The organism is Microbispora sitophila (genome assembly GCF_014892245.1).
Lineage (GTDB): Bacteria > Actinomycetota > Actinomycetes > Streptosporangiales > Streptosporangiaceae > Microbispora > Microbispora siamensis.
Genome location: NZ_JADBGC010000025.1, coordinates 107,615 through 119,904 on the forward strand (window position 1 = coordinate 107,615; position 12,290 = coordinate 119,904).

11 protein-coding genes are annotated in these 12,290 nt (G+C 71.3%); 7 read left to right on the forward strand and 4 right to left on the reverse strand.

All coding sequences use genetic code 11. The features are described 5' to 3' along the window. Window positions 1-3: 3 nt before the first annotated feature. From IL992_RS35795 to IL992_RS35805, 3 genes are all read right to left on the reverse strand, one after another. Window positions 4-294, reverse strand: a complete 291-nt coding sequence (locus IL992_RS35795) for an effector-associated constant component EACC1 (protein ID WP_226874389.1) — start codon at window positions 292-294, stop codon at window positions 4-6. Between the two features lie 255 nt (window positions 295-549). Beyond that, window positions 550-2,043, reverse strand: coding sequence for a sugar ABC transporter ATP-binding protein (locus IL992_RS35800; protein WP_319019040.1), 1,494 nt, complete (start codon window positions 2,041-2,043; stop codon window positions 550-552). Between the two features lie 66 nt (window positions 2,044-2,109). After that, entirely contained in the window at window positions 2,110-2,910 is an 801-nt protein-coding gene (locus IL992_RS35805; protein ID WP_221891346.1) for a DeoR/GlpR family DNA-binding transcription regulator, read from the reverse strand. 339 nt (window positions 2,911-3,249) lie between these two features. On the opposite strand from IL992_RS35805, the gene IL992_RS35810 reads away from it, so the two are divergent. The 5 genes from IL992_RS35810 (at window position 3,250) to IL992_RS35830 (ending at window position 10,604) form a co-directional block, all read left to right on the forward strand. Continuing rightward, the gene (locus IL992_RS35810) at window positions 3,250-5,799 is read left to right on the forward strand and encodes a PA14 domain-containing protein (RefSeq protein WP_319019041.1); all 2,550 of its coding nucleotides are present in this window, start codon (window positions 3,250-3,252) and stop codon (window positions 5,797-5,799) included. Window positions 5,800-5,981: 182 nt separating this feature from the next. Next, window positions 5,982-7,052 carry an ABC transporter substrate-binding protein gene (locus IL992_RS35815; protein ID WP_193207739.1) on the forward strand — a complete coding sequence of 357 codons (1,071 nt, stop codon included), beginning with the start codon at window positions 5,982-5,984 and terminating at the stop codon, window positions 7,050-7,052. A gap of 117 nt (window positions 7,053-7,169) precedes the next feature. After that, window positions 7,170-8,699 carry a sugar ABC transporter ATP-binding protein gene (locus IL992_RS35820; RefSeq protein WP_319019042.1) on the forward strand — a complete coding sequence of 510 codons (1,530 nt, stop codon included), beginning with the start codon at window positions 7,170-7,172 and terminating at the stop codon, window positions 8,697-8,699. Further along, window positions 8,692-9,642 (forward strand): ABC transporter permease, encoded by a 951-nt coding sequence (locus tag IL992_RS35825; RefSeq protein WP_193207741.1) that lies wholly within the window; start codon window positions 8,692-8,694, stop codon window positions 9,640-9,642. The genes IL992_RS35820 and IL992_RS35825 overlap by 8 nt, the downstream gene beginning before the upstream one ends. Beyond that, the gene (locus IL992_RS35830; RefSeq protein WP_193207742.1) at window positions 9,639-10,604 is read left to right on the forward strand and encodes an ABC transporter permease; all 966 of its coding nucleotides are present in this window, start codon (window positions 9,639-9,641) and stop codon (window positions 10,602-10,604) included. Before IL992_RS35825 ends, IL992_RS35830 begins: the two co-directional genes overlap by 4 nt. A 59-nt stretch (window positions 10,605-10,663) precedes the next feature. Here IL992_RS35830 and IL992_RS35835 read toward each other — a convergent pair whose 3' ends face one another. Continuing rightward, window positions 10,664-11,116, reverse strand: a complete 453-nt coding sequence (locus tag IL992_RS35835) for a winged helix-turn-helix transcriptional regulator (RefSeq protein ID WP_193207743.1) — start codon at window positions 11,114-11,116, stop codon at window positions 10,664-10,666. A gap of 91 nt (window positions 11,117-11,207) precedes the next feature. On the opposite strand from IL992_RS35835, the gene IL992_RS35840 reads away from it, so the two are divergent. Next, window positions 11,208-11,801, forward strand: a complete 594-nt coding sequence (locus IL992_RS35840) for a dihydrofolate reductase family protein (RefSeq protein WP_193207744.1) — start codon at window positions 11,208-11,210, stop codon at window positions 11,799-11,801. Window positions 11,802-11,872: 71 nt separating this feature from the next. Next, window positions 11,873-12,256 carry a PPOX class F420-dependent oxidoreductase gene (locus IL992_RS35845; protein WP_193207745.1) on the forward strand — a complete coding sequence of 128 codons (384 nt, stop codon included), beginning with the start codon at window positions 11,873-11,875 and terminating at the stop codon, window positions 12,254-12,256. The last annotated feature ends 34 nt before the right edge of the window (window positions 12,257-12,290 follow it).

Below are 12,290 nucleotides of genomic sequence, written 5' to 3' on the forward strand. Positions count from 1 at the left end.
GCGCTATCCGCCCGAGTGCCGCCGGATGAAGGCGCCGATCAGCTCGCGCCGCTCGGCGGCCGTGGCCCGTTCGAGTTCGAGGGAGTCGCCGTCGACGGTGACCACGATCCGGTGCCGCGCCGACTGCCGGTCGAGCCAGTTCTGCAGCACGCCGACCAGCGAGGTGAACACGCCGCCGGAGGCGCTGAAGGCCACCAGGAGCGCGCCCACGGTGACCGGGTCGGGGCTTTTCGCCCCCTCGGGAGCCGGGACGCCGGGCGCCGTCCGGATCGACTCGACGCCGGCCTCGCTCAGCTCCCGGCGGAGCCTCCGGGTGAGCGGTCGTGCAGGTCGGCGTCCACGTCCGCGTCCGGCAACAGCTCCACGCGCATGCCGATCACGCCGCCGGCCTCCGGACTTCCGCTCATCCCCGCCCCCTCGCCCGCGCCGCGCGGCCGGAGCCCGTGTGTCGCCCTGCTATCGTCGGCCGCCCCCGATGCCCTTACAACACGCGCCGTTACAGCACGCCCCGTCACAACACTCGGCGGCCACCGCTTCGGCGGCGGGGGGTCAGCCGGCGGCGAGGGCTCCCATGATGCGGTCCTCGCTGACCTCGGGCCCGGCGAGCTCGCCGACGACCGCGCCGTCCCGCAGGACCACCACACTGTCGCAGTTCTCCACCAGCTCCGACACGTCGGAGGAGATCAGCAGGATCGCCAGCCCGTCCACCGCCAGGTCGTCGAGGAGCGACCGCATGGCCAGCTTGGTCGCGATGTCGACGCCCCGGCTGGGCTCGTCCAGCAGCAGCACCTTCGGGTGCATCGCCAGCCAGCGGGCCAGCAGCACCTTCTGCTGGTTGCCGCCGGACAGCTCCCCGGCCGCCTGCCGGGGCGAGACGGCCTGGATGCCCAGCCGCCGCATGAACGTGGCGACGATCCGGTCCAGGTGCGCGTCGGAGACGATCCCCGCGCGGGACAGGCGAGGGAGCGCGGCCAGCGCGATGTTGTCGCGGACCGACAGGGTCGGCACGATGCCCTCCACCCGGCGGTTCTCCGGCACGAGCCCGACTCCGGCGCGGATCGCGTTCCTGATCGACCATTTGCCCGCGGGCGCGCCCGCGATCGTCACCTGGCCCGCGTCCACGCGCAGCGCGCCCGCGATCGCCTTCGCGGTCTCGCTGCGCCCCGCGCCCCGCAGCCCGCCGAGGCCGACCACCTCTCCCGTACGCAGGGCGAGGGAGACGTCGCGGAGCACGTGGCGGCGGGTCAGCCCCCGGGCTTCGAGCAGGGGCTCGTCAGCGGGCGGCCCGGCGGGCTCGCCGGTGACGGCGTCCGCCCCCGCGGCGTGGAAGGGCCGGCCGAGCAGGAGCGAGACCAGCCTGCGGCGGTCGAGGCCGGCGAGCGGTCCCGTGTGCACCACCCGGCCCTCACGCAGCACGGTCACCCGGTCGCAGATCTCGTAGAGCTCGTCGAGCCGGTGGGTGACGTACAGCACCGCCCGGCCCTCGTCGCGAAGCCGGGCGATCGCGCCGAACAGGACGTCCAGCTCGTCGCGCTCCAGCGCGGAGGCGGGCTCGTCCATCACGACCAGCCGCGCGTCCGCGGACGCGGCCCTGGCCAGGGCGACGAGCTGACGCGCGCCGTCGCCGAGCGAGCCGAGCGGTCGGCGCGGGTCGGCGCGCAGGCCGTAGGAGGACAGCAGCTCGGCGGCCCGCGCGTGCATGGTCGCGAAGTCGATCAGGCCGAAGCGCCCGCGCGGCTCCCGGCCGAGGAACAGGTTGGCGGCGATGCTCATCGTGGGGACGAGCCCGGCATCCTGGTGGATCGTGGCGATCCCGAGGCGGGCCGCCTCGGCGGGGGAGGAGAGGGAGATCTCCTCCCCGAGGTGGCGCAACCGGCCGGCGTCCGGCCTGCACACCCCCGAGAGCACCTTGACCAGGGTGGACTTGCCCGCGCCGTTGCCGCCGACGAGCGCGTGGACCTCCCCGGCCCGCAGGGCCAGGGTGACGTGGTCGAGCGCGGGCGCGCCTTGAAAGCTCTTGCAAATACCTGCGGCCTGCAGCACGGTTGCCTCCGCCTCGAATGGTGAGCCCGGCAGGAAACAAACCCGTAACGGGGCCGTCACATTCGATCAAATCTGAGCAACGTGCAGGCGGACGCCCTTGCCGCCCAGCTCGTCGAGCACGTCACGCGGGGCGGCGTCGTCGGTGACCAGATGGTCGATCTGCTCGGCGGACACGGTCTGCACCATCGCGTCGATGCCGATCTTGGTGTGGTCGGCCAGCACGACGACCTCCTCCGCTGCGGCGGCCAGGGCCTGGTCGACACAGGCGACCTGCATGTTCGGGGTCGACAGGCCGCGGTCGGCGGTGAGCCCGTTCCCGGAGATGAAGGCCCGGCGCACGCGCAGCCCGGCGAGTGACCGCTCGGCCGCGCTGCCGACGAGGGCCAGGATCGGCCCGCGCAGCGTGCCGCCCGTCAGCATCACCTCGATGCGCGGGGAGTTGGCGAGCGCCTGGGCGACGAGCAGCGAGTTGGTGACCACGGCGAGCTCGGTGTGCCTGCTTAGCCTGCGGGCGAACTCCTGGGTGGTGGTCCCCGGGCCGATGACGATCGCGTCCCCGTCCTCGACCAGCGACGCGGCCAGGTCCGCGATGGCGGACTTCTCCGCGGAGGAGAGCGTCACCTTCTGGACGTAGCTGGCCTCCCTGTTCAGGTCGCCGGGGAGGGTGGCGCCGCCGTGGTGCCGGTTGAGCAGGCCCTCCGACTCCAGCGCGCGCAGGTCGCGGCGAACGGTGACCTCCGACGACTGCACCGCCTGGGCGAGCTCGCGCAGCGAGACGGCGCCGTTGGCCCGCACCAACTCCAGAATGCGCTGGCGGCGCTCGGCCGCGAACACGGGCCGGCGCCCGTCGCTGTCCGTGTCGACCACGCCCCCACCCTCCGCTGTGACCGGTTCCGATCATAGTCGACCAGCCAAACCCCCGCAGGGCTGACCGGAAATGAACGAATCTGATCCAATCCCTTGACCGGATGCCGCTCGCGGTGCTTATTTGAGGGCGATAACCGACTCGATCCTGTCCGAATCTGATCGGTCCCGTTCGGAAGGTGCGTTCCCCGCGTGCCCGGCGTCCGCGGGCCCGATCTCGACCCTCCCCCCACGTCATGGCAGGTGGTCGCCGGCGCGCCGCGAAGCGCACCGCCGCGCCGGCCGGACGCGGCCACGCCGTACGGCGCGTCCGCCCGGCCCTGCCCGCAGGAAAGGATCCCTGTGAGAAAGCCCATCCTCTTACTGCTGGCCGCCGTTCTCGGCGCCGTCTGGCAGGTCGCGGGGCAGGTCCCCGCGACCGCCGCCGGCGCCGAGCGGCACGGCCTGCGCGGCGACTACTACCTGTCCTCGGCGGCAGGGAAGTTCGACTTCGCCCAGCTCAAGGCCACCGTGATCGACCCGGATCTCGAGCTGCCCGACCTCAACCCGGTCTTCACCTCACTGACCGGCCGGGAGGACGACGTCACCGTGCGGTGGACGGGCCGCATCCAGCCCGCGTACTCCGAGGCGTACACCTTCTCGATCATCGGGGACAACGGCTTCCGGCTCTGGGTGAACAACACGCTCGTCATCGACCACTGGGTGGACGACTGGGATAAGGAGCAGACCGGCACCCCGATCACCCTGCAGGCCGGCCAGAAGTACGACATCAAGGTCGAGTATTTCGAGCACTTCGGCGGCGCCAACCTCCACCTGCGCTGGCAGAGCGCCAGCCAGCCCAAGCAGGCCGTGCCGGCGGAGGCGTTCTACCTGCCCGAGGGCTTCGACCCGCCGGGGCCCGACAGCGCCGCCGTCGACGCGGCGGGCGACACCGCCACCCTCGACTTCGGCGACACCACGCTCGCGGCGCTTCCCGCAGGCGCCGCCGAGCACTTCGGCCTGACGGTGGCCGGCACGAAGTGGCAGGTCGCGTCGGCCGCCCTCGACGGGACCACGAAGGTCAAGCTGAAGCTCGGCTTCCCCATCCCCCGTCTCGCCGCCGACATCCGGGCCTCCTACGACGGCAAGGGCGGCCTCGCCAAGGCGGACGGCACCGCGATCGAGGCGTTCACCTGGGTCCCGGTGTCCAACGGCTCCACGTACGTGCTGAAGACCCGCTGGTCCGGCGACGTGGACGCGAACAACCCGCTGCCCGAGTACCCCCGCCCGCAGCTCGTCCGCGACCGCTGGCAGAACCTCAACGGCACCTGGCAGTTCGCCGCCGCCAAGGACGGTGAGGCGCCGCCCTTCGGCCGCGACCTCGGCGAGCGGATCGTCGTGCCCTACCCCGTGGAGTCGAGCCTGTCCGGCATCGGCCGCCACGAGGACCGCATGTGGTATCGCCGCACCTTCGAGGTGCCGGCCTCCTGGAAGAAGGACCGCGTCCTGCTCCACCTCGACGCCGTGGACTACGAGTCGGTCGTCTACGTCAACGGCAAGCAGGTCGGCACCCACAAGGGCGGCTACGACAGGATCACCGTGGACGTGACCGACGCGCTCACCCGCAAGGGCCCGCAGGAGCTGGTCGTCGGCGTGACCGACCCGACCGACAACGGCCGCCAGCCCATCGGCAAGCAGCGGCTCAACCCGGGCAGCATCTGGTACACCCCCGCCTCCGGCATCTGGCAGACGGTCTGGATGGAGCCCGTCGACAAGACCCACATCGAGGCCGTGGACACGACCCCCGAGGTGCTCGGGCAGTCCCTGCGGGTGAAGGTCAGGGCGAGCGGCGACGCCACCGCCGTCGTCACCGCCCGCGCCGGCAAGCGCGTCATCGGCAAGGTCTCCGGCCCGACCGGCAAGGAACTGGCGGTGCCGATCCCGGACCCCCACCTCTGGACGCCCGAGGACCCGTACCTGTACGACCTCACGGTCGAGCTCAAGGGCGGCGACAAGGTGGAGAGCTACTTCGGCATGCGCTCCATCTCGGTCGGCCGGGTGAACGGCACGACCCGGGTCCTGCTCAACGGCGAGCCGGTCTTCCAGTTCGGCCCGCTCGACCAGGGCTACTGGCCGGACGGCATCTACACCGCGCCGACCGACGAGGCGCTGCGGTACGACCTGGAGCAGACCAAGGCGCTCGGCTTCAACATGGTGCGCAAGCACATGAAGGTGGAACCGGACCGCTGGTACGCGTACGCCGACAAGCTCGGCCTGCTCGTCTGGCAGGACATGCCGTCGATGTTCGGCGCGGCGAGCGCGGCCGACAAGACGCAGTTCGAGAGCGAGCTGAAGGAGATCGTCGACGAGCACCGCAGCAGCCCGTCGATCGTGATGTGGGTGCCGTTCAACGAGAGCTGGGGCCAGTACGACATCTCCAGGATCGCCGACTACGTGAAGAGCCTGGACCCCTCCCGGCTCGTGGACAACATGAGCGGCATCAACTGCTGCGGCGCCCAGGACGGCGGCAACGGCGACGTGATGGACTACCACATCTACCCCGGACCCGGCAGCCCCGGTAAGCCCGGCTTCTTCCGGGCGTCGGTGCTCGGCGAGTACGGCGGGCTCGCCCTTCCGGTGGTCGGCCACACCTGGACCGGCGGCGGCTGGGGCTACGCGGTCGAGGCCGACGGCGAGGCGCTGACCAAGCGCTTCCTGGAGATGGACGAAGCCCTGCGCAAGCTGCACGCCTGCAACGGCCTGAGCGCGGCCGTCTACACCCAGACGACCGACGTGGAGACCGAGATCAACGGCCTGATGACCTACGACAGGGCCGTGACCAAGCCGGACGTCAAGCGCCTCCACGACGCCAACACGGCGCTCACCGGAGAGATCCTCCCGGCCTGTGCGTGATTCCTGTTCTTGATGCCCGCGCCTGAGTGAGGCCTCCCGCGGCCATGCCTGACCGCCGACCCGCTCGGCGCCGCCGCGGCCCGGACGGCACGTCCGGGCCGCCACCCCCCACCACCGGCGGCGCGTCGTCCTCCGGTTCGCCGGACGCGCCGCGGTACCCCCCGATCGGAAGAAGGATCACCATGAAGTCCTATCCCCGCACGGCCGTCGTCGCCCTCGCCGTGCTGCTCGGCGCGGCCGGCTGCGCCAAGTCGGAGACCCAGGCCACGGCGGGCCCCAGCGGCGCGGCCTCCGCGCAACAGCAGGTGGTGCAGACCCCGGCGGGCTCGGCCGGCCCGACCTGCACGCTGGACCAGTTCGGCGGCACGAAGTTCGACCTGAAGACCGCCACGGTCGGCTTCTCCCAGTCGGAGAAGGAGGCCAACCCGTTCCGCATCGCGGAGACCAAGTCCATCAAGGACGAGGCGGCCAAGCTCGGCATCGCCGACCTCAAGGTCACCAACGCGCAGTCGCAGTTCTCCAAGCAGATCACCGACGTGCAGCAGCTCATCGCCCAGGGCGTGAAGCTGCTCGTCATCGCGCCGCTGAACTCCGACGGCTGGGAGCCGGTGCTCCAGCAGGCCGCCGCCAAGAAGATCCCCATCATCACGGTCGACCGCAAGATCAACGCCAACGCGTGCAGCGACTACCTCACGTTCATCGGCTCGGACTTCTACGAGCAGGGCAAGCGGGCCGCCGACCAGATGATCACCGCGCTCGGCGGCAAGGGCAAGGTGGCGATCCTGCTCGGCGCGCCGGGCAACAACGTCACCACCGAGCGCACCAACGGCTTCAAGGACCGGATCAAGGAGAAGGCGCCCGACATCCAGATCTCCTTCGAGCAGACCGGTGAGTTCGCCCGGGAGAAGGGCCAGCAGGTCACCGAGCAGCTCATCCAGTCCAACCCGGACATCAACGGCATCTACGCCGAGAACGACGAGATGGCGCTGGGCGCGGTGACCGCGCTGAAGGGCGCGGGCAAGGACCCGGGCGCCATAAAGATCGTCTCGGTCGACGGCACCCGCAGCGCCGTCCAGGCCATCGCCGACGGCTGGCTGCACGCGGTCGTCGAGTCCAACCCCAGGTTCGGGCCGCTCGCCTTCGAGACCGCGCAGAAGTTCCTGGACGGCCAGCCGATCCCGGACAAGGTCATCATCTCCGACCGCGAATACGACGGCTCCAACGCCGAGGCGTCCCTCGGCGAGGCCTACTGACCCGCCGAAGCCCGTCACGGACGCCCGCGAAGGTCCGCGCGCGTCCCGGGCCTCCGCGCGCACGCGCGCGGAGGCCCGCGCGAGGAAGGGAACTCATTGAGCCAGTCCGCTGCACCGGTGCTCGAGGCCAGGCAGATCAGCAAGCGCTTTCCCGGCGTGGTGGCCCTCGACCGCGTGTCCCTCGCCCTCTTCCCCGGCGAGGTGCACGCCCTCGTGGGCGAGAACGGCGCGGGCAAGTCCACGCTGATCAAGGTCTTCACCGGCGTCCACCGCCCGGACGGCGGTGAACTGATCTACAACCGGTCGCCGGCTGCCTTCGGGACGCCGCTCGACGCGCAGCGCGCCGGGATCTCGACCATCTACCAGGAGGTCAACCTCGTCCCGATGATGAGCGTGGCCCGCAACCTCATGCTGGGGCGCGAGCCGCGCGGCCGTCTGGGCGTCATCGACACCGCAAGGATGTACGGCGAGGCGGAGCGGATCCTCGCCGGATACGGCGTCGTCACCGACGTGCGCCGCCCGCTGCGCACCCTCGGGATGGGCGTCCAGCAGATGGTCGCCCTGGCCAGAGCCGTGGCGATCGACGCCCGCGTGGTCATCATGGACGAGCCCACCTCGTCCCTGGAGCCGCGCGAGGTCGAGACGCTGTTCTCGGTGATCAGGAAGCTCAGGGACGACGGCATCGCCGTCGTCTACGTCAGCCACCGCCTCGACGAGCTGTACGAGGTGTGCGACCGGGTGACCGTGCTGCGCGACGGACGGGTCGCGCACACGGGCTCGCTCGCCGAGCTCGAACGGCTGAAGCTCATCGCCCTGATGCTGGGCCGCGACCTCGACGAGGTCAGGACGAGCGGCCTGACCAGGTTCTCCCGCGACCGCCGCCAGGCCCGGGGACGGGACGGCGCCCGGCCCGCCGTACAGGCCGAGGGGCTGACCCGGCGGCAGGTGCTGCACGGGGTGGACGTCTCGGTGTGGCCGGGGGAGGTCGTCGGCCTCGGCGGGCTGCTGGGAGCGGGCCGCAGCGAGACGGCCAAGGGCATCGTCGGCGCGCTCCCGCTGGACGCGGGCCGGGTGCTCGTCGCAGGCCTGCCCCTGCGCACCGGCTCGACCACGGCGGCGATCAGGGCCGGGGTCAGCCTGCTGCCCGAGGACCGCAAGGCCGAGGGCATCATCCCGGCGCTGTCGGTCCGGGAGAACATCGCGCTCGCCGCCCTGCCCTCGCTGTCGCGGGCCGGCGTCGTGTCCGACGCCAGGATCGACAAGGTGGTCGAGGTCTTCATGCGCCGGCTCAGGATCAAGGCGGCCTCGCCGCACCAGCCGGTGCAGGAGCTGTCCGGCGGCAACCAGCAGAAGGTCCTGCTCGCGCGGTGGCTCGCCATCCGGCCGAAGATCCTGCTGCTGGACGAGCCCACCCGCGGCATCGACGTGGGCGCCAAGGCCGAGGTGCAGGCCCTCGTGGACGAACTGGCCGAGGAGGGCCTGGGCGTGTTACTGATCTCGTCTGACCTGGAGGAGCTGGTGGAGGGCGCCGACCGGATCCTGGTGCTTCGCGAGGGCGCCGTCGTCGGCGAGCTGTCCGGCGACGACGTCACGGAGGACAGGATCATGGCGTCCATCGCCGAACGAGGAGCGGAGTCCGATGGCTGAAGCGGTCGCACCGCCCGGGCGGCGGATGCTCGCCTGGGCCCAGGAGTACGGCGTCTACGCCGCGGTCGGCGTCCTCCTGCTGTTCAACGTGCTGTTCACCCCCCACTTCCTCGACGTGGCGAACTTCCGCACCCAGCTCGTGCAGGTCGCCCCGATCGTGATCGTGTCCCTCGGTATGGCGCTGGTCATCGGCACCCAGGGCATCGACCTGTCGGTCGGCTCGGTCATGTCGCTGGCCGCCGCGCTCGTCGCGCTCTACCTCGGGTACGGCGCGTGGCCCGCGCTGCTTGTCGCCCTCGTCGGCGGAGCCGTGGCCGGGACGGCGGGCGGCGCGCTGGTCGCCTACGTGGGCGTGCAGCCGATCGTGGCCACGCTCGCGCTGCTGGTCGGCGTCCGGGGCCTGGCCAACGTGCTCGTGCCGCAGCTCGTCGAGTTCCGCAACCCCGACCTGATCGCGCTCGGCAGCAGCTCGCTGTCCGGCGTACCGGTCATCGTGGTCATCGCGGCCGTGCTGACGCTGCTGATGGCGTTCCTGGTCCGCAGGACGACGTTCGGCAGGCAGGTGGTCGCGATCGGCGGCAACCGCGCGGCCAGCGAGCTGTCCGGGCTGCCCGTCCGCCGGGTGCTGCTGCTGGTCTACGTGATCTCCGGGGTGCTGGCCGCGCTGGCCGGGGTGCTCGCGACCGCGCGGCTGCAGGCGAGCGATCCGACCTCGCTCGGCCTGTTCATCGAGCTGTCGGCCATCACGGCGGTGGTGGTGGGCGGCACGCCGCTGAGCGGCGGGCGGATCCGGGTGCTCAGCACGGTCATGGGCGCGCTGCTCATGCAGTTGCTGTCGGCCACCCTCATCAAGCACAACCTGCCGCAGTCGTGGACGCAGATCGTGCAGGCGGTCATCATCCTGGCCGCCGTTTACGCCACCAGGGAGCGAGGAACCCGATGACCGCATCACCCGGACGCGAGCAGGTGAGCCGCGTCCTGCAGCAGCACGGCGCGCTGATGGTGCTGGCGGCGCTGGTGATCGTCGGCAGCGTCGCCTTCGACTCCTTCGCCACCGCGGGCAACGCCGCCAGCGTCCTCGTCTCCTCCTCGTTCACCGCGATCATCGCCATCGGCATGACCTTCGTGATCATCAGTGGTGGCATCGACCTGTCGGTGGGGTCGCTGTTCGTGTTCGGCGGGGTCCTCGCGGCGTACGGCTCGCAGTACGGGCTGTTCGTCGCGCTGGCGCTGCCGCTCGCCGCGTGCGGGCTGGTGGGGCTGCTCCAGGGGCTGCTCATCGCCAGGACGGGGATGGCGCCGTTCATCGTCACCCTGGCCGGGCTGCTGGGCGTGCGCGGGCTGATGCTGGCGATCTCCAATGAGGGCGCCACCACCTACCTCGTGAAGGACTCCGCGTTCGCGCGGCTCGGCCAGGGCGGCATGTTCGGCCTGACCTGGCCGGTCTACATCACGGCGCTCCTGGCGGTGGCCGCCATCGTCCTGCTTCAGCGGACGGCCTTCGGCCAGAACGTCTACGCGGTCGGCGGCAACGAGCAGGGGGCCGCGCTGATGGGCGTGCCGGTGGCGCGGACGAAGGTCTTCGTCTACCTGATGTCGGGCCTGCTCGCGGGCCTCGCCGGGGTGCTGAACGCGGCCCGGCTCTCCTCCGGCGTCACGATCCTCGGCATCGGCCTGGAACTCGACGTGATCGCCGCGGTGGTGATCGGCGGCACGCTGCTGACCGGGGGAGCGGGCGGCATCACCGGCACCATCGCCGGCGTGCTGCTGCTCGGGGTGATCCAGAGCCTGATCAACCAGGTGGGCAACCTGACGTCGGCCTTCCAGCAGGTGGTCAGCGGCCTGTTCCTCGCCCTGGTCGTGGTGGCCCAGCGGCTGCTCGGCAGAGCCCAACGGCTCGGCTGAGCGGACAGACGCCGCACAGCCACCCCTCGGGCTGGGCCCGGTCCGACGGACCGCCTCGGTCAGGCGGCCGCGCCCGGGCCTGGCAGCGGATCGACGTCGCCGCCGTGCATCGGCTCGCCGCAGTGGGCGCAGCGCAGCTCGACATGGCTGATCTCACCGCACGCGTGATGGCGGTAGAGCACCGGCGGCCCGGCCTCGCCCGCGAGCCACCGGTCCCCCCAGCCGGCCATGACCATGAGCAGGTCGACCAGCTCGGCGCCCTTGGGCGTCAGGTGGTACTCGTAGCGCGGCCGCCGGTCGTAGGGGCGGCGCTCGAGCACGCCCTGGTCGACGAGGTAGGCGAGCCGCTCGGTCAGCACCTTGCGCGAGATCCCGAGGTCGGCCTGGAGCTGGTCGAACCGGCTCATGCCTACCCACACATCACGCAGGATCAGCGGCGACCACGGCTCCCCGATCACGTCGAGGGTGCGCGCGATGGAACAGGCCATCTCCCCGAAGTTCGTGCGTTGCATGAAACCAGTCTAGCAGTCGGGTTCCCTAAAGGAACTCGGGCTGTTACGGTCATGGAGTCTCTTCAGGGAACTCAAAAAGGGAGTCGGCGAGATGAGCAAGGTCTTCAGCGCCCTCGCGGTGTCGGTCGACGGATACATCACCGGGCGTGACCCGGGCGCGGGGCGCGGGCTGGGCGACGGAACGATGCTGTTCGACTGGTACTTCGACGGCGACACGCCCAGCCGGGTGTTCGACGGGTTCACGCTGAGCGGGCCCAGTGCCCGGGTCTTCGACACTCTCGCCGGACGCGTGGGCGCGGTCGTGGCAGGGCGCAACACCTACGAGGACTCCGGCCGTTTCGGCGGCGGCAGCCCGCACCCGGCGGCCCGGCTGTTCGTCCTCAGCCATCGGGCGGCGCCCGAGATCGGCGAGACGCAGACCCTGGTCACCACCGGCATCGAGGACGCGATCGCGGCGGCGCGCGAGGCCGCCGGCGGCAAGGACGTCGCCCTCATGGGCGGCGGCGTGCTGACGTCCGCGCTGGAAGCGGATCTGGTCGACGAGGTGATCCTCCACCAGGTGCCCGTTCTGCTGGGCTCCGGTCACCGTTTCTTCCAGGCGCTCCCCAAGCACGTGCACCTCCGTCTGCTGGAGGCCGTCCCGGCCCCCGGCGTGACTCACCTCCACTACGAGGTGGCCCGATGATCCTCGTGATCACCGTTCAAGGCGGTCGCCTGCACGGCGCGCCGACAACCAGCCGCTGAAGGAGTGCACCCATGCTCGACCCCGACGTGCGCCGCGTACTCGACGGCACTTCGATCGCGCACCTCGCCACCGTCCTCCCGGACGGCTCGCCCCACACCACTCCCGTCTACGTCGGCACCCAGGGCGACCGGATCGTCTTCTTCACCGGCCCGGGTACGCGCAAGGCACGCAACCTTCGCCGCGACCCCCGGCTGGCGCTGTCCATCGCACCCGTGGACAACCCGTTCGAGCCCGTTGTCGTCCATGGGAAGGCCGTCGAATGGATCGAGGGCGACGCGGCGTGGGAGATCGTCGACCGGCTGGCCACGAAGTACACCGGTGCGCCCTACCCTCGGGGGCAGGAGCGCATCGTGATCGCCATCGAGCCCGAGCGGCAGACCGTCGGTATCGGCTGACCGGCCGCTTCCCGTCCCCCACCACGCCCGCTGG

Coding starts and splice junctions, on each gene's coding strand:
- IL992_RS35840 (WP_193207744.1), top strand. CDS start 11,208: ATGAGCAAGGTCTTCAGCGCCCTCGCGGTGTCGGTCGACGGATACATC.
- IL992_RS35835 (WP_193207743.1), bottom strand. CDS start 11,116: ATGCAACGCACGAACTTCGGGGAGATGGCCTGTTCCATCGCGCGCACC.
- IL992_RS35845 (WP_193207745.1), top strand. CDS start 11,873: ATGCTCGACCCCGACGTGCGCCGCGTACTCGACGGCACTTCGATCGCG.
- IL992_RS35815 (WP_193207739.1), top strand. CDS start 5,982: ATGAAGTCCTATCCCCGCACGGCCGTCGTCGCCCTCGCCGTGCTGCTC.
- IL992_RS35825 (WP_193207741.1), top strand. CDS start 8,692: ATGGCTGAAGCGGTCGCACCGCCCGGGCGGCGGATGCTCGCCTGGGCC.
- IL992_RS35830 (WP_193207742.1), top strand. CDS start 9,639: ATGACCGCATCACCCGGACGCGAGCAGGTGAGCCGCGTCCTGCAGCAG.